Below are 22,968 nucleotides of genomic sequence, written 5' to 3'. Positions count from 1 at the left end.
CATCAAGGCGGAGACGCGCAATGACCTTCCTCTTCAATTCCGACGCAAAACGCGGTGCGATCTTCGCCAAAGCTTTTTCGCGTGAGCTTCCGGACGTTCCTTTCGCCACGGATGCGGCGGCGGTCGATCCAGATGCGGTGCGCTACCTGATCACCTGGACGGTTCCGGAAGATCTTTCGCGCTATCGCAACCTTGAAATCCTCTTTTCGATCGGCGCCGGCGTCGACCAGTTCCGCATCGAGGCCGTTCCGCCGCGTGTGAAGGTCGTGCGCATGGTTGAGGACGGCATCATCCGGATGATGCAGGAATATGTGACACTTGCCGTACTCGCGCTCCATCGCAATTTGCCGGCCTATTTGGACCAGCAGCGCAGCCAACATTGGCAGGCCATTTCCCAGATTCAGGCGTCGGAACGCCGCATCGGCGTGCTCGGCCTCGGCATGCTCGGCACCGCGGTTCTCGAACGATTGAAGCCCTTCGGCTTTTCCCTATCCGGCTGGAGCCGCAGCGCGCACGAACTCGAGGGTGTCAGATGCCTGCACGGTGCTGACGGTCTCGACAATCTGTTGGCCGACACCGACATCCTCATCTGTCTCATTCCTCTAACCGACGAGACGCGCGGTTTCCTCGATGCCGAGCTCTTCGCCAAGCTCCCGGCCGGTGCGGCGCTCGTTCATGTCGGCCGCGGTCCGCAGCTCGATCATCAGGCACTTCTCGACGCACTCGACAGCGGCCATCTCTCCGGCGCCCTCATCGACGTCACCGACCCCGAGCCGCTTCCGGCGGACCATGCCATCTGGCGCCATTCGAAGATTCTGCTGACGCCGCACATAGCGAGCGTGACTCAACCGGAAACCGCCGCCAAGGCCGTGATCGAGAACATCAGACGCCACCGCTCGGGTCTCGATCCGGTCGGGCTCGTTGATCGCGGCCGCGGCTATTGAATTCCACCCCAGGAAAGGAAAGGAAAGCCATGTCACTCCTGAAGACCATCGATACCAACGCCTCCTTCGCGCCGCGGGAATCCCGTCCCCTTCCGGAGCGCCTCATCTCCGGCGACCCCTCTTTCAAGACATGGGCTCAGGATGTCGCCCGTGGCGAAATGATCCACACCGGAATCTGGGAGGCGACGCCCGGCGAGACGCGCTCGATCAAGGGCGAGACCTTCGAGTTCTGCCATATCCTTTCCGGCGTCATTGAACTCACGCCCGAAGGCGGCGAGCCGGTCACCTACACGGCCGGCGACAGCTTCGTCATGAAGCCGGGCTTCGTCGGTATCTGGAAGACGATCGAGACGGTGCGCAAGGTCTACGTGACCGTGATGGCTTGAGCGATCGGGCGGGGTTATCCGACCCCGCCAAACAATACACTGCGCGGCGGCTGCAAAACGGTGTTTTCCGCCGCGCCACCTCCACCAACAAACCAAGCGACTACCTCAGTTTTGCTAGCTTCGACTGCAGTTATCCGAGGTATCCGCATGGCACTGAGTTTCGACCCTGACACCGTCCACCTCCCTATCGGTCACTTCATCGGCGACCGGATGATCCCTGCCGACGGGGTCATCGACATGCATCGTCCATCCGATGGCAAAGCCTATGCCAGCTGTCCGCTCGCGGATGTGGCACTCGTCGACCGCGCTGTCGAAACCGCCAAGAATGCGCTGAAGGCTAGCAACTGGGGCGGCGTGCGTCCACGCGAGCGGACAGTCGTGCTGCAGCGCTGGGCCGACCTGATCGAAAGGGAGGCGGAAACCCTCGCCAAGCTCGAGGCGCTTTCCTCGACGCGTCCCGTTGGTCACCTCGTCGCCGGCGATGTCGCTGTCAGCGCCGAGCAGATCCGGTTCTTTGCGGAGTTCGCCGATAAGGAAGGAAGCGACCTCGTGCCGACCGACGACGGTAGTCTCGGCATGGTCATGACGGAGCCCTATGGCGTCGTTGCCGCCATCACCCCGTGGAATTTTCCCATTTCGATGGCCGCCTGGAAGCTCGGCCCCGCGCTTGCGGCCGGCAATGCCGTGGTACTGAAGCCGTCGGAATTGACGCCGTTTTCGACCGTCTATCTCGCCGAACTCGCGATCCGCTCCGGCCTGCCGGCTGGTCTCGTTAATATCGTGCTGGGCGACGGTCCGGTGACCGGCACTGCCCTCACCGGCCATCCAGACATCGCCAAGGTCAGCTTCACCGGCTCGACCGGCGCCGGTTCAGCCATCATGGCTAACATCGCCCGCACCGGGGTCAAACCCATGACGCTTGAACTTGGCGGAAAGAGTCCTCAACTCGTGTTCGCCGACGCGGACCTCGACAAGGCGGCCGCCGCGATCGCACAGAGCATCCTCTCCAATGCCGGCCAGGCCTGCGTCGCCGGCTCTCGCCTAATCGTCGAGGAGGGTGCTGCTGCGCCGCTCGCCGAGGCGATCGTCAGACGCATGAGAGCGGCGAAGGCGGGGCCGACCTGGCACGAGGCAACCGAATACTCGCCGATCATCTCGAAGCGCCAGTTGAACCGCATCCACGGCATCGTCGAGGCTGCCGTTGCAGCGGGCGGCGAATGCCTGTTCGGGGGCGCGCCAATGGATGCGCCCGGCTACTTCTATCAGCCGACGTTGATGGCCGTGCGCGACAGTTCCTCGCCAGCGATAACTGAAGAAATCTTCGGTCCGGTCCTGACCATGCAGACCTTTGCCGACGAAGAGGAGGCCGTGGCGCTCGCCGATCACCCGACCTACGGCCTGGCCGCCGGCCTTTTCACCCGTGACCTGTCGCGCGCCCTCCGGCTTACGCGGCGACTCCAGGCAGGCACCGTTTGGGTCAACCGGTACAGCCGCTCACGCGACCACATTCTGCCGACCGGCGGCTACAAGCGCTCCGGCATCGGCAAGGACCTCGGACGCGTAGCCTATCAAGCCAATCGCAAGAGCAAGAGCGTTCTCATCAACCTCTAGGAGCCTTCCATGAAATCCTATTCGATCGCACTCATCCCCGGCGACGGTATTGGCCAGGATGTAACGGATGCGGCCTGGCGGGTTCTTTCGACCGTTGCCAGGCATTCCAACTTCTCGCTCACCGGCACGCCCTTCCCCTGGTCCTGCGCCTATTACAAGGAAACGGGCGCGATGATGCCAGCAGATGGCATAGAACTCTTGCGTCGCTTCGATGCGATCCTGCTCGGGGCCGTCGGCTGGCCCGCCGAGGTGCCGGATTCCGTCTCACTCCACGGCTTGCTTCTGCCGATCCGCAAGGCCTTTGTGCAATATGCCAATATCCGCCCGCACCGGCTGCTGCCGGGTGTGCAGGGGCCGCTGAAAGCGGAAAATTTCGACATTCTCTGCATCCGCGAGAATACCGAAGGCGAATATTCCGGAGCCGGCGGCCGCGTGCATCAGGCAACGGTCGACGAAGTCGCGGTCGAAACCTCGATCTTCACGCGCACGGGCGTCGAGCGGATCTTGCGCTTCGGCTTCGAACAGGCTCGCCAACGCCGCGGCAAACTCGCTTCGGTGACCAAATCCAACGCCCAGAAATACTCCATGGTGTTCTGGGACGAGATTACGCGAGAGCTCGCTGCCGACTATGCCGATGTCGAGGTGACGAACTATCATATCGACGCCATGGCCGCGCGCATGGTGATGGCGCCAGAGAGCCTCGATGTCGTGGTCGCCTCGAACCTTTTCGGCGACATCCTGACCGATCTCGGTGCCGCCATTCAGGGCGGTCTCGGCTTTGCGGCTTCGGCCAACATCAATCCTGATCGCAGCGCCCCTTCAATGTTCGAGCCGGTGCATGGATCAGCGCCCGACATCGCCCATCTAGGCATCGCCAACCCAATAGCCGCCATCTGGTCCGGTGCGATGATGCTGGAGCATCTCGGAGAAAGCGACGCCGCGCGCATTGTTCTGGCCGCGCTCGAAAAAACGACCGCCCGCGGGATCGGCACCGTGCCGGGCAAAGACAAAACCGAAACCATCACGGCGGCTGTGCTTGCCGCGCTCAACTGATATTGAGAGGAGAGAAATAATGAAGTTGGACGATAGGGAACTTTTCCGGCAAGAGGGCTTCATCGACGGAGCCTGGCTGGCAGCAGCCTCGGGTAAGACCGTCGACGTTTTCGATCCTGCCAGCCAGACGCGTCTCGGTATTATTCCGGACATGGGTGAAGAGGAAACGCGCGCCGCCATCGCAGCCGCCAATGCCGCCTTCGGGCCGTGGAAGAAGAAGACGCATGCCGAACGGGCCGCGATGCTCGAGCGCTGGTACACGCTGATGATTGAAAACCTTGAGGATCTGGCGCTGCTCTTGACGATGGAACAGGGCAAGCCCCTGGACGAAGCGCGCGTGGAAATCCGTTACGGCGCGTCCTTCGTCAAATGGTTCGCCGAAGAAGCCCGCCGCATCGGCGGCCACACCATTCCCTCTCCGACGGCCGATCGCCGCATCCTCGTTCTGAAGGAGGCAGTCGGCGTCTGCGCCATCGTGACGCCGTGGAACTTCCCGAACGCAATGATTACCCGCAAGGTGGCACCCGCCCTGGCCGCGGGCTGCACGGTGGTAATCAAGCCCTCGGAATTCACGCCATTTTCGGCGCTCGCCCTTGGAGTTCTGGCAGAGCGCGCCGGCATTCCCGCCGGCGTGATCAACATCGTCACCGGAATGCCGACCGCAATCGGCAACGAATTCATGGCGAACGAAACAGTGCGCAAGATCTCCTTTACGGGCTCGACGCGCGTCGGTTCTCTGTTGATGAAAGGCGCGGCCGACAGCGTCAAACGGCTCTCGCTTGAACTCGGCGGCAATGCCCCCTTCATCGTCTTCGACGACGCTGACCTTGATCTCGCCGTCGAAGGCGCGATCGTCTCCAAGTTCCGCAATGGCGGCCAGACCTGCGTCTGCGCCAACCGCATCCTGGTGCAGGCCGGCGTCTACGACGCCTTCGCCGAGAAGCTCGGCGCACGCGTTAACGCAATGAAGGTCGGCCCCGGCACGGAAACCGGAATCGCGATCGGACCGATGATCAATGATGCGGCAATTGACAAGATCAACCGCCATGTCGAGGACGCGCTTGCCAAAGGCGCGAAGGTTTCGGCGCGCGGCATCTCGGTGCCGGAGGGGAGACAATATACGGCCCCGATCGTGCTGACCGGCGCCACCACCGAGATGCTGCTTGCCAGCGAAGAGACCTTCGGTCCCGTTGCCCCACTCTTCCGCTTCGAGACGGAGGAGGAGGCAATCGCCATCGCCAATGGCACGCCCTTCGGTCTGGCTGCCTATTTCTACACCGAAAGCCTGAAACGGTCCTGGCGCGTGGCGGAAGCGCTCGAATTCGGCATGGTCGGCCTCAACACCGGCGCCATCTCCACCGAAGTCGCCCCCTTCGGCGGCGTCAAGTATTCCGGCCTCGGCCGCGAGGGTGCCCAGGTCGGTATCGAGGAATATCTCGAGATGAAGAGCTTCCACATCGGCGGCCTGGATTAATGCAAGTGGCGCAAAAATGTGGGCTTTTGGGGCAACGACATGCTCAAACAAGTACCTACGGCGCGTCGCGTGAATTCGATTGAACGCGACGAGCTGTGGGTAGTCACGACGATCTTGGGTCGGATCGAACCAAAGCCGCAAACGTGATTGTTCCAGGAGTGGAGTGAATGCCTGCGAAAAGGCGCCGTGTTTCTTCATCCCGCTCTAAAGCGCGCGCGAGGCGCTTCAACTCTTTCGCAAAATCCGCTGCACACTTCAGGCAGCACACCAGGCGAGATCCTCCAAACAAAGAAGGGCGCGGGCCTGTCCGGTCCGCGCCCTTCTTCCTTACCTGAGCTGTCTATTGGACCTTGTCCAGCATTTTGTAATACATGCCGACGAGCGGCAGGAACCAGGGCTTGCCGAAATGTCCTGGCACGGCCGGCCATTCGAGACCCTTCAGCGGGTTGCGGTCCGGCCGGTCGAGAATTGCATCCGCTATGATCATGCCGAGATGCGTCGAAACCTGCGCGCCGTGGCCGGAATAGCCCATGGCGTACCAAACCCCGTCTTGATAACCGGCGCGGGGGAAGCGGTCCTTGGTCATGTCGACGAGACCACCCCAGCAATAGTCGATCTCGACGTTGACAAGCTGCGGAAAGATCTCAGCGAGGCTCGCCTTGAGGATGGCACCGCTTTTCGCGTCCGACCGTTGGTCGGATTTCGCCGAGAAGCGGGCTCGGCCGCCGAAGATTAGACGGTTGTCGTGCGAAAGCCTGAAATAATTGCCGATGTTCATCGACGTGACGCAGGTGCGATTACCCGGCATGCTTGCCGCGATCTCCGCCGCTGTCAGCGGTCGGGTGGCGATGATGAAGCTGCCGACGGCGATGATGCGGCGACGAAAGTAGCCGAAGGTCGAAGGCGTGTAGGCGCCGGTGGCGACAAGAACCGCATCCGCTGTGACGCTGCCGCGGGCGGTCTTCAATGCGTGCCGGCCGGCCGCCTGCCGATGCTCGGTAACCGCCGCGCTCTCGAAGACCGTGGCGCCATGGCGGGTGGCCGCTTCGGCGAGTCCGACGACATAGCGCCCCATGTGCATCATCGCGCTCTTCTTCGAGAGCATCGCCCCGCAGAAGGGCGAGCCGACTTCCTGCTTCAGGTCCTGTGCGCAGAGAAGCGCGGTGTCGCGGTCAACTTCCGTGTTGACCGCCTCGAAATTGCGGGCGATCGCCTCGAAATGCTGGGGCTTCGAGGCGAGCTTCAGTTTGCCAGCGCGGCGGAAACTGCAGTCGATGCCTTCTTCGGCGATTAGTGCCTCGATCGTGTCGATCGATTCGTCGAACGCCTGGTAAAGCGCAATCGCCCGCTCCCTGCCGAGTTCCGCCTTGGCCGCGAGATAACTGTGGGCGAGCCCGTTGTTCAAGTGGCCGCCATTGCGTCCGGAGGCACCCCAGCCAACCCTTTCCGCCTCCAGCACGACGACTTTGGCGCCAGCCTTGGCAAGTTGCCGAGCAGCGGCGAGGCCGGTGAAACCGCCGCCGATCACCGCGACGTCGTAGTGGCCCTCGACCGGACCCTGAGCAGCCCCGGCAAAGGCCGGGGCGGTGTCGTGCCAGTAGGACAGAAACTTCATGGCGGACTGCCCTTTCTAAAGACCGACGACGCCCGGAAGGGAAGAGATGCCGGCGATCTCGATGTAACCGTAATACGGATTGGCCGGCTCGTGGCCGCGATTGACCCAGACCTTGTTCTTCATGCCGAGATCATGCGCCGACATCAGGTCATAGCGGAAGGAAGACGAGCAGTGGAGAATGTCCTCGGGGCCGCAGCCGAGCATGTCGAGCATGTATTCGAAGGCCTTGAAGCGCGGCTTGTAGGCCTGCGCCTGTTCGGCGGTGTATACTGCATGGAAGGGTGCGCCGAGCTTTTCGACATTCGACATGATCTGCGAATTCATTGCATTCGACAGGATCACCAACGGGATCTCCTTGGCGACCCTGGCAAGCCCCGCCGGCACGTCCGCATGCGGCCCCCAGGTCGGGACACGCTCGTAGACCATCTTCGCAGCTTCATCGCGGAACTTTATGCCGTTGCGCTTGCAGGTCCGTTCCAGCGAATTGTGCACCACCTCCGCATAGGGCTTCCAGTCGCCGAGAATTTCGTCAAGACGATAGGCGGCGAAATTCTTGATGAATTCGGCCAAGCGCGCTTCATCGAGCTGCTCCCCATAGAGGTCGCGCGCAGCTTCTGCCATCTGGAAATTGGTTAGCGTGCCGTAGCAGTCGAAAGTGATGTATTTCGGACGGAACGTCGTCATGTGCGTATCCTTGTAAGAGCGGGACCAGGTATTCTGTAAGGATCATAGGCGCTGCGCCTCCCATCGCCTCGCCTGATTTGGCGGCGTTCGAAGCAGAATCTATCGTATCGAGAGCCGGCTTTGGCAGAAGGTTGCGTGGCTGCTGATCGTCAACAGTGCCTTTCGGCCCGGCGCCGTCCCAGCGCTCCTTCCTTATCAGCATAAGATGCGGCGACCGGCAGACGCAAAGCTATAAGATACCGCGCGAGCCAAAGCTTTCAGACGATCTTCCGGTCAGCACTCCTTCAGACTAGCGGGCAGAAATGAAGGAAACGCCATGCAGACAAGTCAGATCGATATTGCCGCCTTCGGGCCTGAGCATCTGGAGGCCGCCGTCAAGCTCTCGCGGCAGGCCGGTTGGCCACATCGCCTTGAAGATTGGCAGATGGCGCTAATTATGAGCAAAGGTGTCGTCGCGATTGAGGGCAACCGGGTCGTCGGCACTGTATTCGTGACCCCTTACGAGTCGGACTGTGCGACGATCAACATGGTCATCGTCGACGAGGCGATGCGCGGCCGCGGCCTCGGTCGCAAGCTGATGGACGCGGCGGTGGAGCTGGCAGCCGATCGTCCGCTTAGACTCGTGGCAACGACTGAGGGCATGCCACTGTACGAAAAACTTGGCTTCGAGAAGACCGGGCGCGTGCTGCAACACCAGGGGATCGCTCGAGAAATAGCCACGCCAGCGGCAGCCGAGGCGGCGGACACCTTCGACATCCAGGCGATCGCCGAGCTTGATCGTCTAGCCTTTGGTGCCGACCGCAGGAGGCTGATCGCCTATCTGGCCGAGGTTGGCGAATTCGCCGTCATTCGCCGCGACGGTCGCGTCTCCGGTTTCGCAGCCTTGCGCGCCTTCGGCCGCGGCGAGGTCATCGGCCCCATCGTTTCCGGCAACCTCGATGACGCCAAGGCGCTCGTTCAACATTTCATCGCCGTCAAAACCGGCCGCTTTCTCCGAGTTGATACTACCGCCAATACGGGCCTTTCGCCCTGGCTTGCCGAATACGGACTTGCCCATGTCGGCGGCGGGATCGCCATGATGAAGCCGCCAGTTCACCGCGCCGCCGATCCCGCCGCCATCACCTTCGCCCTCGCCAATCAGGCGCTCGGCTGATCCGGAGATCATTATGTACAGCAATTCCCTTATCGAGCTCGACCGTGCCCACCTGATCCATCCGGTCGCCTCCTATCGCAGCCACGAAAAGCTCGGCGTGCGCGTGCTCGCCTCGGCCAAAGGTGCAACGGTCACCGACGCCTCGGGCAGGCAAATGATCGACGGTTTTGCCGGACTCTGGTGCGTCAATGCGGGCTACGGACATGAAAGTATCGTCGAGGCGGCAGCAAAGCAGATGCGCGAACTCCCTTACGCGACGGCCTATTTCGGCCTCGGTTCGGAGCCGGCCATCCGCCTCGCTTCTGAACTCGCCGAACGCGCGCCAGGCGATCTCAACCATGTCTACTTTACGCTGGGCGGTTCCGATGCCGTCGATAGCACGATCCGCTTCATCCGTTATTATTGGAATGCCCGTGGCGAGCCGCAGCGCGATCAGTTCATCTCGGTCGAACAGGGCTATCACGGCTCCTCGACCGTCGGCGCCGGCCTCACCGCGCTGCCGGCCTTCCATGCCGGCTTCGGCATTCCCTTCGACTGGCAGCACAAGATCCCGTCGCATTATGCCTACCGCAATCCGGTGGGTGAGGATCCGCAGGCAATCATTGACGCATCGCTGGCGGCACTCCGTCGCAAGGTCGAGGATATTGGCCCCGAGCGCGTCGCCGCCTTCTATGCCGAGCCCATCCAAGGCTCGGGCGGCGTGCTGGTGCCGCCCAGGGGCTGGATGAAGGCGATGCGCGAACTTTGCCGCGAGCTCGGCATCCTCTTCGTTGCAGACGAGGTGATCACCGGCTTCGGCCGCACTGGCCCGCTCTTCGCCTGCGAAGAGGACGAGACCGTGCCGGATTTCATCACCACGGCCAAAGGTCTCACTTCCGGCTACGTGCCGATGGGCGCGGTCTTCATGGCCGACCATGTTTATCAGACGATCGCCGACGGTGCCGGCGCTGCCGCCGTCGGCCACGGCCATACCTATTCGGCTCATCCGGTCAGCGCGGCGGTCGGCCTGGAAGTGCTGAAGCTTTACGAAGGCGGCCTGCTGGAAAATGGGCGGAAGGCCGGTGCCCGTCTGATGCAGGGCCTTGAAAACCTGAGAGACCACCCGCTCGTCGGCGATGTGCGCGGCCGTGGCATGCTGGCCGCCGTCGAACTCGTCGTCGACAAAGTGAAGAAGACCCCTTTGCCGGCAGCCGCGGAGCCAGCGCGCCGCATCTTCGACCGTGCCTGGGAAAACGGCCTTGTCATCCGTGCCTTCGCCAATGGCGTGCTGGGCTACGCGCCGCCGCTCTGCTGCACCGAAGCGGAGATCGACGAAATCGTCGAGCGCACCCGCCAAACGTTGAACGAGACCTTGGAAGACCTGGATGTTCGCCAGGCTTTGAGGGCCTGATGGACGACTGACGCGATATGTCGCGGAACCGCCATATTCGAAATTTTGTGCCGCGCTACGGCGCCCTTTCAGAGACTCCAGCGCGGCACAACTGCCAAACTCAAATCAAGGAAGCGGCCGGATCCCAGCATATGCGGCCTTTCCAGCAAGAGCGGGAGAGAACATCCCGCCGACGGGAACAGAATATTCTTCTTCATGAAGTCGGCGCTCCGACGTGGGACGCGAAAAAACTGGGGAATCGATGTGCACAAGAGCCTTCCCGAATTCAAATACATGACCTTCGACGTCGTCGGCACGCTGGTCGACTTCGAGGGCGGTCTCAAGGATTGCCTCGCCGGCGTCGCCGCCGAGGCCAGTGTCGCCATCGATGGCGAGGAGGCGCTCAGCCTCTACCGCGCAGCGCGCTACTCCAAGGACGCCGACCTCTTCCCGGACGATCTGGTGCGCGTCTATCTTGAAATCGCGCCGAAGCTCGGCCTTCCGACTGAGCGGAAATATGGCGAGCGTCTCAGGGACTCCGCCAGGAACTGGAGGGCCTTCGCAGACAGCGCCGAAGCGCTGGCGCGCCTTGCGAAGAATTACCGGCTTGTCGCTATGACCAATGCGCGCCGCTGGGCCTTCGATTTCTTCGCCGAGGAACTGGGCGATCCCTTCTACGCCGCCTTCACCGCCGACGATACCGGCACCGAAAAGCCTGACCCCGCCTTCTTTCAGAAGGTTTTCGACTTCATCGGCTCGCAAGGCAATTCGAAGGACGACGTCCTCCATGTCGCCCAGAGCCAGTACCACGACATAGGCATTTCGCGGAAGCTCGGACTGACCAGTTGCTGGATCGAGCGGCGCCACGCGCAGAAAGGTTACGGCGGCACCATAGAGCCGGCCGAGTTCACCGAGCCCGACTACCACTTCACCTCCTTGGCCGGCCTTGCCGATGCCGTGGCCGTCGCACGTAGCTGACCAGTTCACCGGATTGGGTCTAAGTCCGCGGAAGACGTGCAGCCCGTCAACAACGAAAAGGGGAATGACATGAACGACAAGATCACCAATTGGACCAGTTCCGACGACGCCCTGGTCGAAAACGCCATCCGCCGCGGCGCTACACGCCGTGAGCTGCTGCAGATGATGCTCGCGGGCGGCGTTGCTCTCTCCGCCGGCGGTCTCGTGCTCGGCCGCGCCTCCAACGCGGTTGCCGCAACGCCGGTCTCCGGCGGCGCGCTTAAGGCGGCCGGCTGGTCGTCCTCGACTGCGGACACGCTCGACCCGGCCAAGGCATCGCTCTCCACCGACTATGTGCGCTGCTGCTCCTTCTACAACCGTCTCACCTTCCTCGATAAGAGCGGCACCCCGCAGATGGAGCTCGCTGAGGCAATCGAGTCTGAGGATGCGAAGACTTGGACGGTCAAACTGAGGAGCGGCGTCACCTTCCACGACGGCAAGCCGTTAACCGCCGACGACGTGGTCTTCTCGTTGAAACGCCATCTCGATCCATCCGTCGGTTCGAAGGTCGCGAAGATCGCCGCGCAGATGACAGGCTTCAAGGCCGTCGACAAGCAGACAGTCGAGATCACGCTCGCAAATCCGAACGCCGACCTGCCGACCATCCTGTCGATGCACCACTTCATGATCGTCGCCGATGGCACGACGGATTTTTCCAAGGGGAACGGCACCGGCGCCTTCGTCAGGGAGGTCTTCGAGCCCGGCGTACGCTCGATCGGCATCAAGAACAAGAACTATTGGAAGTCCGGCCCGAACGTCGATTCCTTCGAGTACTTCGCGATCAGCGACGATAGCTCGCGCGTCAACGCATTGCTCTCAGGCGACATCCATCTCGCTGCTACGATCAATCCGCGCTCGATGCGCCTGGTCGAGGCCCAAGGCGACGGCTTCGTGCTCTCGAAAACCACCTCGGGCAACTACACCAATCTCAACATACGCATGGACTTGGAGCCCGGCAGCAAGCGGGACTTCGTCGAGGGAATGAAGTACCTCGTCAACCGCGAGCAGATCGTCAAGTCGGCGCTCCGCGGCCTCGGAGAAGTCGGCAACGACCAGCCGGTTTCGCCGGCAAATTTCTACCATAATGGCGACCTGAAGCCGCGGGCGTTCGATCCGGAGCAGGCGAAGTTCCATTTCGAGAAGGCCGGCGTTCTCGGTCAGTCGATCCCGGTGATCGCATCCGAGGCGGCGAACTCGTCGATCGATATGGCAATGATCATCCAGGCTTCCGCTGCCGAGATCGGCTTGAAGCTCGATGTCCAGCGCGTTCCGGCCGACGGCTATTGGGACAATTATTGGCTCAAGGCACCGGTCCATTTCGGCAACATCAACCCGCGTCCGACACCGGACATCCTGTTCTCGTTACTCTATACTTCGCAAGCGCCATGGAACGAGAGCCAGTACAAGTCGGAGAAATTCGACAAGATGCTGATCGAGGCGCGCGGCTCACTTGACCAGGAGAAGCGCAAGGCGATCTACAACGAGATGCAGGTGATGGTCGCAAACGAAGCCGGCACCATCATTCCGGCCTATATCTCCAATGTCGATGCGATCACCGCCAAGCTCAAGGGCTTGGAAGCCAACCCGCTTGGCGGCCAGATGGGTTATGCTTTCGCGGAATATGTCTGGCTCGAAGCCTGATGAAGCGAACGGTCGGGGTTGCAGCCGCAGCGCTGCAGCCCTGATCCTTTTGGTTTGAAATCTCGAATGCCGAAAGGGAACGCGTGTGAACAATCGTGTCCTATCGCTCGTGTTGAGCAGATTGCTCATCGCCTTGATCACGCTGGTGATCGTCTCCTTCGCCGTGTTCTTCGCCACGACGCTCTTGCCGGGAGACACAGCGACGATCCTGCTTGGACAGGCCGCCACGCCGGAGGCAGTCGAAGGCTTGCGCAAGGCCATGCATCTCGACGACCCGGCGATCTTCCGTTTCCTGCGCTGGATCGTTGGTTTGCTGCAGGGCGACCTTGGCACCTCCTATGCCAATGAGATGCCTGTCGCGGATCTGATCGGCGGGCGCTTCATCAACACGCTGCAACTCGCGGGCGTCACCGCGCTCTTTTCCGTGCCAATCGCGCTGACGCTCGGCATCACGGCGGCGATGCTACGTGGCTCGCTGTACGACCGCGCCGTCACCGTGCTGACGATAGGGGTCATCTCCGTGCCGGAATTCATGATAGCGACCTCCGCGGTGTTGATCTTCGCCGTCTACCTGAAATGGCTGCCGGCGCTCTCCTTCGCGAACGAAGTCACGTCGCTGACAGAGCTCCTGCGCATCTATGCTATGCCGGTGATCACCCTTACCTTCGTCATCTCGGCACAAATGATCCGCATGACCCGGGCAGCGGTGATCGAGACGCTCAACACGCCCTATGTGGAGATGGCGTTGCTCAAGGGTGCCTCGCGGCCGCGCATCGTGTTTCGGCATGCGCTGCCGAACGCTCTGGGCCCGATTGTCAACGCGGTCGCGCTTTCGCTCTCATACCTGCTCGGCGGCGTCATCATTGTCGAGACGATCTTCAACTATCCAGGTATTGCCAAGCTGATGGTCGACGCCGTCGCCACTCGCGACCTGCCGCTGATCCAGAGTTGCGCGATGATCTTCTGCCTCGGCTATCTGCTCCTGATCACGGCCGCCGATATCATAGCCATCCTTTCCAATCCGAGGCTCCGATGACAATGACCAATTCTGAGACCAAGGCTGACCGGATTTCAGGAACCCGGCTTGGCTATCGCTTCAACATCATCGGCATGGTCGGTCTCTCGGTCATCCTTTTTTGGGCGTTGATCGCGATCTTCGCGCCGCTGATCATCCCCTACCCCGTCGGCGAGATCGTCGACCTCGACTACTTCGGCCCGATGAGCCGCGACTTCTGGCTCGGCTCGGATTATCTCGGCCGCGACATGCTCTCGCGAATCCTGATGGGCGCCCGCTATACGGTCGGTATCTCGCTTGCGGCAGTTACGATCGCCTGCTTCAGCGGCGTGATGCTCGGCATGTTCGCAGCGGTCGCCGGCGGCTGGCTCGACACGGTCCTGAGCCGCTTCCTCGACGCCCTCAACTCGATCCCGAGCAAGCTGTTCGGCCTTGTGGTCGTCGCTGCCGTCGGCTCCTCCATTCCCGTACTAATCCTGACGCTGTCGGTGATCTATATCCCCGGCGCGTACCGTTTCGCCCGCGCGCTTGCCGTCAACATCAACGCGATGGATTTCATCACCGTCGCCCGCATCCGTGGCGAAAGCACGCTCTATCTCATCCGCTCGGAAATCCTGCCGAACATCGTCGGACCAGTACTTGCCGACCTTGGCATCCGCTTCGTCTTCATCGTTCTCCTGCTCTCCGGCCTCTCCTTCCTCGGCCTCGGCGTCCAGCCGCCTTACGCAGACTGGGGGGCTCTCGTGCGTGAGAATATCGGCGGCCTGCCCTTTGGTGCACCGGCGGTGATGGCTCCCTCCTTTGCGATCGCCAGCCTCACCATCAGCGTCAACCTGCTGATCGACAACCTGCCCAAGAAGATCCGCGATCGGAGCGAATGATGGTAAATCTCGTAGAAATCCGCGACCTGAAGGTCGAAGCCACCACCGATTCCGGCCGCCGCGTCGAGATCATCAACGGCGTCAGCTTCGACATCGCTGAGGGCGAGATCGTGGCGCTGATCGGCGAAAGCGGCTCCGGCAAGACGACGATCGCACTCACGCTGATGGGCCATGCCCGTCCCGGCTGTCGCATCTCCGGCGGCAGCGTCTCAGTCGCCGGAAAGGATATGGTGACGCTGAGCGAAAAGCAGCGCGCCAGGGTACGCGGCACCGAGGTCACCTATGTTCCGCAATCAGCCGCCGCCGCATTCAACCCGGCCACCACAATCATGGACCAGGTGATCGAGGTCACCCGCATCCATGGGATTATGTCGTCCGACGAGGCGCGCGCCCGCGCAGTGGATCTCTTCCGAGCGCTGTCGCTACCAGAGCCCGAAACGATTGGTAGGCGCTATCCGCACCAGGTCTCCGGCGGCCAGTTGCAGCGGCTTTCAGCGGCGATGGCACTGATCGGGGACCCGAAGCTCGTCATCTTCGACGAGCCAACGACGGCGCTCGACGTGACGACGCAGATCGAGGTGCTGCGCGCCTTCAAGTCGGTCATGAAGAAAGGCGGCATCGCCGGCGTTTACGTCTCGCACGACCTCGCCGTGGTCGCCCAGATCGCCGATCGGATCGTCGTCTTGAAAGGCGGCGAGACCAAGGAGATCGGCACGACCGAAGAGATCCTCAATGGCGCGAAGCACCCGTACACGCGGGAGCTGCTCGCCGCCTTCGAGCCGAAACCCCGTGGCGCTGCGGGCGCGGCCGAGAGTGGTCCGGCCCCGTTGCTCGAAATCGAAAATCTCATCGCAGGCTACGGCCAGGTTCAGGCCGACGGCCTGCCGCTCGTGCGCGCGGTCGAGCATGTCAGTCTCAAGGTGGAGAAGGGGCGCAACCTCGGTATCATCGGCGAGTCCGGTTGCGGCAAGTCGACGCTCGCTCGCACCATCGCCGGCATATTGCCGGCCGCTGTCGGCAAGATCGTTTTCGACGGCAAGGAACTCGGTCGCAGCGCCCGCGAGCGCTCGCGCGACGAACTACGCGAAATGCAGATCGTCTTCCAATATGCCGATACGGCGCTTAATCCGGCGAAATCCGTCGAGGACATCTTAGCCCGGCCACTTACCTTCTATCACGGGATGAATGCCAAGGCGCGTAGCGCACGCATCGATGAGCTGCTCGACATGGTGCGTCTGCCGCGCAACCTGCGTCATCGCCGCCCGGGCGAGCTTTCCGGCGGCCAGAAGCAGCGCGTCAACTTCGCCCGCGCGCTTGCCGCCGACCCGAAGCTGATCCTTTGCGACGAAATCACCTCGGCGCTCGATACGGTGGTCGCCGCCGCCGTCATCGATCTCCTCAAGGAATTGCAGCGCGAGCTCGGTCTTTCCTACATCTTCATCAGCCATGACCTCTCCGTGGTGGAGTCGATCTGCGACGAGATCGTCGTGATGTATGGCGGCAGAAAGGTAGAGGAAATCTCGCCGGCGAAGATCAAGACACCTGAGCATCCCTATTCGCAGTTGCTCTTCTCGTCGGTGCCGAGGCTCGATCCCACGTGGCTCGATGGGCTCGAACAGGATCCGGAGCTCGTGCGAGCCTATCGCCAGCGCTGAGGCGCCGGCTCATTCCAACCTGCTGGCCATCGCCTCAGTCCGAAGAAGGACCGAAGGAGACGCGGACGAAACATCATACCTTGTCAGGTGCGGCTCCGGAGGAGCGGGCCAGATCGCAGGCGCCCGCTGCGCAAGCCGGCGCAAGCCGATCCGAAGATTCTACATCCGAAACAGGCTGGTCAGTGGCATGTGCACCTTGACGATCGGCGACTTCAAGACGACGAAACTAAAATACTTGTCGATGCCGACGTCCATGTCGGTGAGGCGCTCCATGATCGTCTGGTATTCGCCGATCCCGGCCGTGACGAATTTCAGGAGATAGTCGTAGCCGCCGGACACCAGATGGCATTCGATCACTTGGTCGACCTTCTCTATCGACGCAAGGAAGCGGGCGAAGTCGATCTGCCGGTGGTTCTTCAGCGTGATCTCGGTGAAGACCGTAAGGGTTTGCCCGAGCTTGCTGACGTTGATCTGCGCTGAGTAGCCCTCGATATAGCCCTCCGACTGCAGCTTCTTGACCCGCATGAGGCATGGGCTCGGGGAAAGATTGACGAGCTCTGCAAGCTCCACATTGGTGATGCGGCCATTCTTCTGCAGTTCGTACAGAATCTTGATGTCGATCCGGTCGAGTTTCATGGCGGGCCTTTCCCCTTGCTGAAGTGGCCAACGGCGCAGCAGATTGTGCTGCGATTTTCCCGACGATGACCTTAACACATTGGAGAGGCGTGTCGATTTGGTTTGGGACAGTGGGCCAAAGCAGAAAGGGCGGCATTGCTCCTGCAAGACGGCATCTTCTGCTGCGCTTCGGCCATACTCCGGCAACGCCTTCGCGCCCAAGCCGCTAGACTGCGCTCGAAACGGAGGTCCCGCCATGCCCGCACCACTGAAACTCGTCGACACAACTCCGCAGTTGCCCGATGCCGCCGATGCCGTGGTAATCGGCGGCGGCATTGTCGGCGTGTTCGCGGCCTATTACCTTGCCCGCCGCGGATTGAACGTCGCCCTCGTCGAGAAGGGACGGATCGGCGCGGAACAGTCGAGTCGCAACTGGGGCTGGTGCCGCCAGCAGAACCGGGACGCCCGTGAATTGCCGATGGCGACGAAGAGCCTCGATCTTTGGGAGCGTTTCGCCGCCGAGAGCGGCGAGGTCACCGGTTTCCGCCGCTGTGGGCTGCTCTACCTCAGCAATAGCGAAGAGGAACTGGCCGGCTGGGCACGCTGGCGCGATTTCGCCCGGACCGTCGGCGTCACCACCCATATGCTCGACAGCGCCCAGGCGACCGAGCGCGGCCGCGCAACCGGCAAGCCATGGAAGGGCGGCGTCTTTTCGCCGAGCGACGGCACCGCCGATCCGGCAAGCGCGGCACCCGCGGTCGCGCGTGCGATCCTCAAACTTGGCGGCACCGTGCACCAGTCCTGCGCCGCCCGCGGCATCGAGACAGAAGGCGGTCGCCTATCCGGTGTCGTCACCGAGCATGGCACCATCCGCACGAAAACGGCCGTCCTCGCCGGCGGCGCCTGGGCCTCCTCCTTCTGCCGCCAGCTCGATATCCGCTTTCCCCAAGCGTCTGTCCGCTCATCGATTCTCGCCGTCTCGCCGGGCGCCATCGGCCTTCCGGATGCGCTGCATACGGCCGCTGTTTCGGTGACGCGCCGCGCCGACGGCGGCTATACACTCGCCATCAGCGGCCGCGGCCGCGTCGACCCGACGCCACAGCAATTGCGCTTCGCGCCGCAGTTTCTGCCGATGTTTGCCCGGCGCTGGCGCAGCCTTGCACGCGGCGGCCTTGAAGGTTTGCGCTCCGGTCACGAGAGCCTCACCCGTTGGCGCATCGATGCTCCGACGCCAATGGAGCGTATGCGCATCCTTGATCCCGCAGTCGACAAGGCCACCATTCGCCTCACTCACTCACGCGCGGTCGAGCTGTTGCCTGACCTGAAGAACACCAGCATCGCCGCCGCATGGGCCGGCTACATTGACAGCACGCCCGACGGTGTGCCGTGCATCGGCGAAATCGCCACCATACCAGGCTTCATCCTGGCCGCCGGCTTCAGTGGGCACGGCTTCGGCATTGGTCCTGGCGCCGGTCACCTGATCGCCGACATCGTCACCGGTGACGAGCCAATCGTCGACCCCCGCGCGTACCATCCGGACCGCTTCCGAAAATCCGTCTGGGGTAAGGTCGCCGATTTCTAGTCACCTGAATCCATAGTTCGGTCATTGTTTTTTGGCAGAATCGTTTGACGGCGGCGAGGATGCTGAGCGTCGATCAAGCGAGGACCAGTCCACCGGAAGGAAGCCGTAGCGGGACGTCATCCCTCGTCGACGAAATGCAGATCAGAGCTTGCAAGTTCAAACCCGCCTTGACGGCATGCCATAAAGCAGTTCCGCCGGCGCTGAAACCAATCCCGAGGCACGAAGGGCTCTCTTCACGACGGCTCTGGACGGCCCGCTCTAAACCATCACCCTTAAAAAGATGGTTGTGAAGCTCCTCTCCGCTCAGATCCGGCCGTCCACTTACGTCAGCTAGTGCAGATTTCGGTGTTCGAAGCGAACAAGCGGTTCAAATACGTTTGGACAACCACGAATGAATGTCTCCACCACCAACCAAATCTCGTATCCGGGACATTAATCAAACCTGGCTTCATCAGAGTGGCAGCTTTGCACCGCTAGAGTGCTTGCGATACCTAAGATGGCCATTCCAGTCGATACATTATGCGTTCTTCGGGCGGGTGAACCACTGCGGCCCGTTGGCCTTCGCTGATAACCAGACCAACAGCCGGTCTACCCTCAGAAGCCAGCTTCTTTCTGATGCCGCACGGCGAGGATTGTCACAACGTCGTCGTCAATGCGGTACCGTGTAATGTATCCGCTATCTCCAAAATCGATGAGCCACTCTCGATACTGATCCGGCAAATCATCAATGAGGCGCCCCAATTTTGGATGTACGCCAAGGGCTTGCACACCTGTTAGAATGGCTTCAGCCGCGCGCTTTGCTGCCAACGGGCTTTTCGGTTGCAAGAATTTTCGGAGGCGCTCAAGATCACGAACCGCTGCCTGAGAGAAGACTATTTGTGGCATTCAGGCGCAGCACTCTCGTCGTCAGCTCCCCACGTGGATAGCCAGTTTTCGACCTCAGCCGCAGTGGCATGGAGGCCGGTCGATTGATACTCCTCCCACGCCGCCAGCGTGTCCTGTCGCAATGCTTCTCGCTTCTCTTCTCGCTCGACGTATTGCGCAATCGCTTCTCGCATGATCCAGTGAGACGACCGGCGACGGATTTCAGCCAAGTGTTGAACGCGGCCCTTCAACTCATCATCGAGCTTGAGCGAAGTCGGGGATGCCATAGCAGCCGTCCTTAGTTTAAGGTAATACCAAGCGCTAAATATAAGTGCTGCGGTTTCACTTGTCTATGATCCAGCATCTCGTTTCCTACCTGTCGCAGTACACGTCGCTGCAGCCGGGCGACATCATCTCGACCGGCAAGCCGCCCGGCGTCGGCACCCAGAAGCAGTTCGCACGCGCGGACGACTGATCTTACGTCGAGGAGAATGACCGCTAACGGAAATCCCACGCCGTCGTTTCCAGACGATACATTATGCGACTTTCGACGCACAAAACAGGAACAGCACGCCCGTCCTCAATACTGACACTTTAGGGAGGCTCGGAACTCCTCGATCGCGAATTATATATTCCGCCACATCGGAAGATTTAATATGGAGGCTCAGGTGTCTGCAGTTGCGGAAATGCTGAAGGCGAGCGAGGCTCGCCGTTGTCTCACGCGTGAGCTTACGCGACATCAATCGCGTCATTGATGAGCACGTTCTGCCAGACGCCTTCGTTTCGCTCGACAATGGCCGCCACATCCTGGCGGGGGCCTGTTCACTCATCGCCTTCTATTTTGAGAGCGCACGCCGCCTTACGTCGGAGGAGCGATTGTTTGCTATCCGCACCGCAGAGGCGCGACTGGCAAAAGCGCGCACACTCCCCTGGGCGGCTCTGTTGCGCGAGGACTGGACCGTGCACCATGAGTTTCTGACGATCGATCTTATGCCCTTTATGAGAGGTGCGAGCGAACGGCTGGACGACTTGCCGCAGCGCGAGAGATCGTCACAGCCTCACCCGACGTCCTTGGCGATACGCCTGTCATCCTCGGCACCCGCGTTCCGGTCTATGATGTTGCCGCATCCGTGGCTGCTGGTCATTCGGTTGAGCGCATCCTGGAAGCCTGGCCTAGCCTGGACGCGGAGAAGATAAGGCTCGCCTCTATCTATGCGGAAGCGAACCCCTTGCGCGGCCGGCCCCGCGTCTCCCGCGACATTCCCGAAGGCTAGGTCATCCCCACGGATCGTCGCGTCCCCCGCCGTAGGAAGACGGGATGAAGTTTCTGATCGACGAGTGCCTCAGTCCTCAACTGGCAAAAATGGCAATCGAAAGGGCCACGGCGAAGGCGGCCTGAAGGACCGGGAGCTCAAACCGATCATTCTCGAAGGCGACTGGACATTTGTCACGAAAACTCGGTCGATTTCCGGGGACCAAAAGACAAGCCAGGCACCAAGGGACAATATGCCGACGTCGCCATCCATGCCGGGCTGATCTGCCTTAACGGCCCACCCGGCATGGACCTCGACATGCAATTGAGTTGTTCGAGCAGGCATTGATCGAGCTCGACAATGACGATGATCTCATCAATCGGGTGTTGGAGATTTCCCTCGAAGACGAAGACCTGCGCGTGCTTCGCTACGCTCTGCCGAAAGAATAGTCAAAAAGGGCGCGCGCACCCCTCGACTTTCATCTGAGCCTCGACGCCCAACGTGTGTTCGGAAACCGCGGAAGATCTTTTCTACATAATTGCCAAAATCGGGGCTCTTGAGATCCCATCAGGGGTGAGTAGCGGCCAGCACCGTGGCAGAGTGAGGTCGCTAGAAAACTCTCTGGAGGCCAACCATGCCGATGACACCAGATCAAACTCAAGCACCGACCGCTACCCCCATCGATCTTGGCGCAATTTTCGTTTCGTTGGAATTCTTATGTTCATTTGCAAGTGGCGTAACCACGACTGTTCGCCCCGCCAACAATGGCTGGTCCTTTAGGGTGTAGCTAATGCGCAATGTAGGAGACAGGGCGTCAAGACGACGGTTTGCAAACTCTTATACGCGGGTTGAATACCGCATTTCGGTGTGTACGCCTGGGGCTGCTTCTCTCTGAGCACGGGCATCGACGTCGTCGGCCACTCAATTCCATCGAAGATTCCCCGACCAGGGCCCTGCCTCCAACATTGGGCATCAGCAGATGATCGATGTTTGCCCTCCTTCTAATGCGCGCTCTATGCGGGGCGCTTGGCTAAGCTTGATGAACTGGTTGCACTTCCTGGCCAATAGCCCAGAGGAATGCCGCCATTTCTCGCGCGATCGCGGTGATCGCGACGGCCTTTGCTTGCCCGCGAGGGTCATTTTTCGATAGCGTGAGCAGAGGCGGAGCTGACCTTTCCAGGCTATTTCGCGAACGCTTCTCGACGGCCTTCCAACTGCGCTTGCTTGGATCGACTTACCCGCGCAGGGAAGCGGTAAGCCCATGCGCCTTCAACCAGCAGGCGACGGGCCCGAGAGTTCCCGGCCTTAGTGATGCCACCACGTTTGATATGTTCACCTGTCGAGCTCTCTGACGGAACGAGGCCAAGAAAGGCCATCAGCTGGCGGGGGTTTTCGAAGCGGCGGATGTCGCCAATTTCGGCAACAAAGACGACGGCGGCAATCAACGACACGCCCCGCAGCGCCTGATTAGGCTTCAACAACAGGAGCCATCGTCCAGGATTTGACAGTCTCCGATATCAGATCGGTCAGAGGCTTCAACCGCACCTCGGCATCCTCGATCGCCTGGCAGTATTCCTTGAGCACGATGAAGTGCGCCGGATGCTCGAACTTCAGAGTCGATATCCACCGCATATGCGCCAGCGACCAGGATGAGCGGCCCGAATAGACGCGGCCATGTCGAAGGAGGAACGACTGAAGCTGCTGACGCGCCCGCTTTTGAGCCTCCTGTGCTGCTTCTCGGGCCCGCACGAGATCGCGCATAGCCTCGTGCCCGCGGTCAGGCACCCAAACCGCTGTCAGCTCACCCGCACGATGTAACCGCGCCAAGCTGACCGCATCGCGCCGGTTTGTCTTCACTCGATCTCCGGGACGCTTGGGAATTAGTGCCGGTGCCACCACCACACAATCATGGTCCATCTCGGTGAGCTGGCGGTAGAGTTCGTAACCTGTAGGCCCTGCCTCGTAGCAGAAGTGGAGCTTAGCTCCTCGCTTGGCCAGCTTTTGCACGACATTCGCCACCGACGCCGGATCTGAGGGTATGTCCCCAAAAAATCTTACCTCACCACCCCGCTCGCCATCTGCGACTGCTACAGAAATCTTCAGTTTCGCGACGTCCAGACCGACGAAACGTCTGCTATGCTGATCCATGGTTCATC

At 61.2% G+C, this 22,968-nt stretch carries 18 protein-coding genes and 3 pseudogenes; 15 read left to right on the top strand and 6 right to left on the bottom strand.

All coding sequences use genetic code 11. From position 1 onward, the window contains the following. Positions 1 to 20: 20 nt before the first annotated feature. The 5 genes from AC0C6X_RS13640 (at position 21) to AC0C6X_RS13620 (ending at position 5,468) form a co-directional block, all read left to right on the top strand. A complete protein-coding gene (locus AC0C6X_RS13640) occupies positions 21 to 944 on the top strand; it encodes a 2-hydroxyacid dehydrogenase (protein ID WP_173519162.1) in 924 nt (307 codons plus the stop codon). A 29-nt stretch (positions 945 to 973) separates the two neighbouring features. Continuing rightward, positions 974 to 1,330: a cupin domain-containing protein gene (locus AC0C6X_RS13635; RefSeq protein ID WP_472953580.1), complete on the top strand. Its 357-nt coding sequence runs from the start codon at positions 974 to 976 to the stop codon at positions 1,328 to 1,330. A gap of 147 nt (positions 1,331 to 1,477) precedes the next feature. Next, positions 1,478 to 2,941 (top strand): aldehyde dehydrogenase family protein, encoded by a 1,464-nt coding sequence (locus AC0C6X_RS13630; protein WP_173519164.1) that lies wholly within the window; start codon positions 1,478 to 1,480, stop codon positions 2,939 to 2,941. 9 nt (positions 2,942 to 2,950) lie between these two features. Then, positions 2,951 to 3,994 carry a tartrate dehydrogenase gene (locus tag AC0C6X_RS13625; protein ID WP_173519165.1) on the top strand — a complete coding sequence of 348 codons (1,044 nt, stop codon included), beginning with the start codon at positions 2,951 to 2,953 and terminating at the stop codon, positions 3,992 to 3,994. Between the two features lie 19 nt (positions 3,995 to 4,013). After that, positions 4,014 to 5,468: an NAD-dependent succinate-semialdehyde dehydrogenase gene (locus AC0C6X_RS13620; protein ID WP_247958846.1), complete on the top strand. Its 1,455-nt coding sequence runs from the start codon at positions 4,014 to 4,016 to the stop codon at positions 5,466 to 5,468. A 340-nt stretch (positions 5,469 to 5,808) separates the two neighbouring features. Here AC0C6X_RS13620 and AC0C6X_RS13615 read toward each other — a convergent pair whose 3' ends face one another. Both AC0C6X_RS13615 and AC0C6X_RS13610 read right to left on the bottom strand, forming a co-directional pair. Next, positions 5,809 to 7,083, bottom strand: coding sequence for an NAD(P)/FAD-dependent oxidoreductase (locus tag AC0C6X_RS13615; protein ID WP_173519167.1), 1,275 nt, complete (start codon positions 7,081 to 7,083; stop codon positions 5,809 to 5,811). A gap of 15 nt (positions 7,084 to 7,098) precedes the next feature. Beyond that, on the bottom strand, positions 7,099 to 7,767 hold the full coding sequence (locus AC0C6X_RS13610; protein ID WP_173519168.1) for a haloacid dehalogenase type II: 669 nt from the start codon (positions 7,765 to 7,767) through the stop codon (positions 7,099 to 7,101). Between the two features lie 316 nt (positions 7,768 to 8,083). Here AC0C6X_RS13610 and AC0C6X_RS13605 point away from each other — a divergent pair, with 316 nt between their 5' ends. The 7 genes from AC0C6X_RS13605 (at position 8,084) to AC0C6X_RS13575 (ending at position 16,498) form a co-directional block, all read left to right on the top strand. After that, the gene (locus AC0C6X_RS13605; RefSeq protein WP_472953576.1) at positions 8,084 to 8,920 is read left to right on the top strand and encodes a GNAT family N-acetyltransferase; all 837 of its coding nucleotides are present in this window, start codon (positions 8,084 to 8,086) and stop codon (positions 8,918 to 8,920) included. Between the two features lie 13 nt (positions 8,921 to 8,933). Continuing rightward, a complete protein-coding gene (locus AC0C6X_RS13600; RefSeq protein WP_173519170.1) occupies positions 8,934 to 10,310 on the top strand; it encodes an aspartate aminotransferase family protein in 1,377 nt (458 codons plus the stop codon). Positions 10,311 to 10,553: 243 nt separating this feature from the next. Further along, positions 10,554 to 11,267: an HAD-IA family hydrolase gene (locus AC0C6X_RS13595; protein WP_173519171.1), complete on the top strand. Its 714-nt coding sequence runs from the start codon at positions 10,554 to 10,556 to the stop codon at positions 11,265 to 11,267. 69 nt (positions 11,268 to 11,336) lie between these two features. Continuing rightward, a complete protein-coding gene (locus AC0C6X_RS13590) occupies positions 11,337 to 12,947 on the top strand; it encodes an ABC transporter substrate-binding protein (RefSeq protein ID WP_472953574.1) in 1,611 nt (536 codons plus the stop codon). Between the two features lie 85 nt (positions 12,948 to 13,032). Next, positions 13,033 to 13,983: an ABC transporter permease gene (locus AC0C6X_RS13585; protein ID WP_173519173.1), complete on the top strand. Its 951-nt coding sequence runs from the start codon at positions 13,033 to 13,035 to the stop codon at positions 13,981 to 13,983. Next, positions 13,980 to 14,843 (top strand): ABC transporter permease, encoded by an 864-nt coding sequence (locus AC0C6X_RS13580; RefSeq protein ID WP_173510806.1) that lies wholly within the window; start codon positions 13,980 to 13,982, stop codon positions 14,841 to 14,843. The genes AC0C6X_RS13585 and AC0C6X_RS13580 overlap by 4 nt, the downstream gene beginning before the upstream one ends. Next, the gene (locus tag AC0C6X_RS13575) at positions 14,843 to 16,498 is read left to right on the top strand and encodes an ABC transporter ATP-binding protein (protein ID WP_173519174.1); all 1,656 of its coding nucleotides are present in this window, start codon (positions 14,843 to 14,845) and stop codon (positions 16,496 to 16,498) included. The genes AC0C6X_RS13580 and AC0C6X_RS13575 overlap by 1 nt, the downstream gene beginning before the upstream one ends. A 159-nt stretch (positions 16,499 to 16,657) precedes the next feature. On the opposite strand, the gene AC0C6X_RS13570 is transcribed toward AC0C6X_RS13575, so the two are convergent. Then, positions 16,658 to 17,134, bottom strand: coding sequence for an Lrp/AsnC family transcriptional regulator (locus tag AC0C6X_RS13570; RefSeq protein WP_472953570.1), 477 nt, complete (start codon positions 17,132 to 17,134; stop codon positions 16,658 to 16,660). A gap of 235 nt (positions 17,135 to 17,369) precedes the next feature. On the opposite strand from AC0C6X_RS13570, the gene AC0C6X_RS13565 reads away from it, so the two are divergent. Then, complete coding sequence (locus AC0C6X_RS13565; RefSeq protein WP_173519176.1) at positions 17,370 to 18,695, top strand: NAD(P)/FAD-dependent oxidoreductase; 1,326 nt, start codon at positions 17,370 to 17,372, stop codon at positions 18,693 to 18,695. A 594-nt stretch (positions 18,696 to 19,289) separates the two neighbouring features. Here AC0C6X_RS13565 and AC0C6X_RS13560 read toward each other — a convergent pair. Together AC0C6X_RS13560 and AC0C6X_RS13555 are read right to left on the bottom strand one after the other, a co-directional pair. After that, positions 19,290 to 19,580 carry a type II toxin-antitoxin system RelE/ParE family toxin gene (locus AC0C6X_RS13560; protein WP_173519177.1) on the bottom strand — a complete coding sequence of 97 codons (291 nt, stop codon included), beginning with the start codon at positions 19,578 to 19,580 and terminating at the stop codon, positions 19,290 to 19,292. Further along, positions 19,568 to 19,846, bottom strand: coding sequence for a CopG family ribbon-helix-helix protein (locus tag AC0C6X_RS13555; RefSeq protein WP_173519178.1), 279 nt, complete (start codon positions 19,844 to 19,846; stop codon positions 19,568 to 19,570). The genes AC0C6X_RS13560 and AC0C6X_RS13555 overlap by 13 nt, the downstream gene beginning before the upstream one ends. 68 nt (positions 19,847 to 19,914) lie before the next feature. Between AC0C6X_RS13555 and AC0C6X_RS13550 the strand changes: the two are divergent. Both AC0C6X_RS13550 and AC0C6X_RS13545 read left to right on the top strand, forming a co-directional pair. Then, positions 19,915 to 20,034: pseudogene (locus AC0C6X_RS13550) on the top strand (fumarylacetoacetate hydrolase family protein); the annotation flags it as partial. A gap of 181 nt (positions 20,035 to 20,215) precedes the next feature. After that, positions 20,216 to 20,833, top strand: a pseudogene (locus AC0C6X_RS13545) (DUF433 domain-containing protein). Between the two features lie 1,009 nt (positions 20,834 to 21,842). Here the strand turns inward: AC0C6X_RS13545 and AC0C6X_RS13540 are convergent. Next, a pseudogene (locus tag AC0C6X_RS13540) lies at positions 21,843 to 22,960 on the bottom strand (IS110 family RNA-guided transposase). Positions 22,961 to 22,968: the final 8 nt, after the last annotated feature.

The sequence above is a fragment of the Ensifer sp. VA4 genome, from assembly GCF_055710065.1.
This window is presented reverse-complemented; position numbering and strand designations above follow the sequence as displayed.

Excerpts from the sequence above, each read along its gene's own strand:
- AC0C6X_RS13640 (WP_173519162.1), top strand. The coding sequence starts at position 21 with ATGACCTTCCTCTTCAATTCCGACGCAAAACGCGGTGCGATCTTCGCC.
- AC0C6X_RS13635 (WP_472953580.1), top strand. The coding sequence starts at position 974 with ATGTCACTCCTGAAGACCATCGATACCAACGCCTCCTTCGCGCCGCGG.
- AC0C6X_RS13630 (WP_173519164.1), top strand. The coding sequence starts at position 1,478 with ATGGCACTGAGTTTCGACCCTGACACCGTCCACCTCCCTATCGGTCAC.
- AC0C6X_RS13625 (WP_173519165.1), top strand. The coding sequence starts at position 2,951 with ATGAAATCCTATTCGATCGCACTCATCCCCGGCGACGGTATTGGCCAG.
- AC0C6X_RS13620 (WP_247958846.1), top strand. The coding sequence starts at position 4,014 with ATGAAGTTGGACGATAGGGAACTTTTCCGGCAAGAGGGCTTCATCGAC.
- AC0C6X_RS13615 (WP_173519167.1), bottom strand. The coding sequence starts at position 7,083 with ATGAAGTTTCTGTCCTACTGGCACGACACCGCCCCGGCCTTTGCCGGG.
- AC0C6X_RS13610 (WP_173519168.1), bottom strand. The coding sequence starts at position 7,767 with ATGACGACGTTCCGTCCGAAATACATCACTTTCGACTGCTACGGCACG.
- AC0C6X_RS13605 (WP_472953576.1), top strand. The coding sequence starts at position 8,084 with ATGCAGACAAGTCAGATCGATATTGCCGCCTTCGGGCCTGAGCATCTG.
- AC0C6X_RS13600 (WP_173519170.1), top strand. The coding sequence starts at position 8,934 with ATGTACAGCAATTCCCTTATCGAGCTCGACCGTGCCCACCTGATCCAT.
- AC0C6X_RS13590 (WP_472953574.1), top strand. The coding sequence starts at position 11,337 with ATGAACGACAAGATCACCAATTGGACCAGTTCCGACGACGCCCTGGTC.
- AC0C6X_RS13580 (WP_173510806.1), top strand. The coding sequence starts at position 13,980 with ATGACAATGACCAATTCTGAGACCAAGGCTGACCGGATTTCAGGAACC.
- AC0C6X_RS13575 (WP_173519174.1), top strand. The coding sequence starts at position 14,843 with ATGGTAAATCTCGTAGAAATCCGCGACCTGAAGGTCGAAGCCACCACC.
- AC0C6X_RS13570 (WP_472953570.1), bottom strand. The coding sequence starts at position 17,134 with ATGAAACTCGACCGGATCGACATCAAGATTCTGTACGAACTGCAGAAG.
- AC0C6X_RS13565 (WP_173519176.1), top strand. The coding sequence starts at position 17,370 with ATGCCCGCACCACTGAAACTCGTCGACACAACTCCGCAGTTGCCCGAT.
- AC0C6X_RS13560 (WP_173519177.1), bottom strand. The coding sequence starts at position 19,580 with ATGCCACAAATAGTCTTCTCTCAGGCAGCGGTTCGTGATCTTGAGCGC.
- AC0C6X_RS13555 (WP_173519178.1), bottom strand. The coding sequence starts at position 19,846 with ATGGCATCCCCGACTTCGCTCAAGCTCGATGATGAGTTGAAGGGCCGC.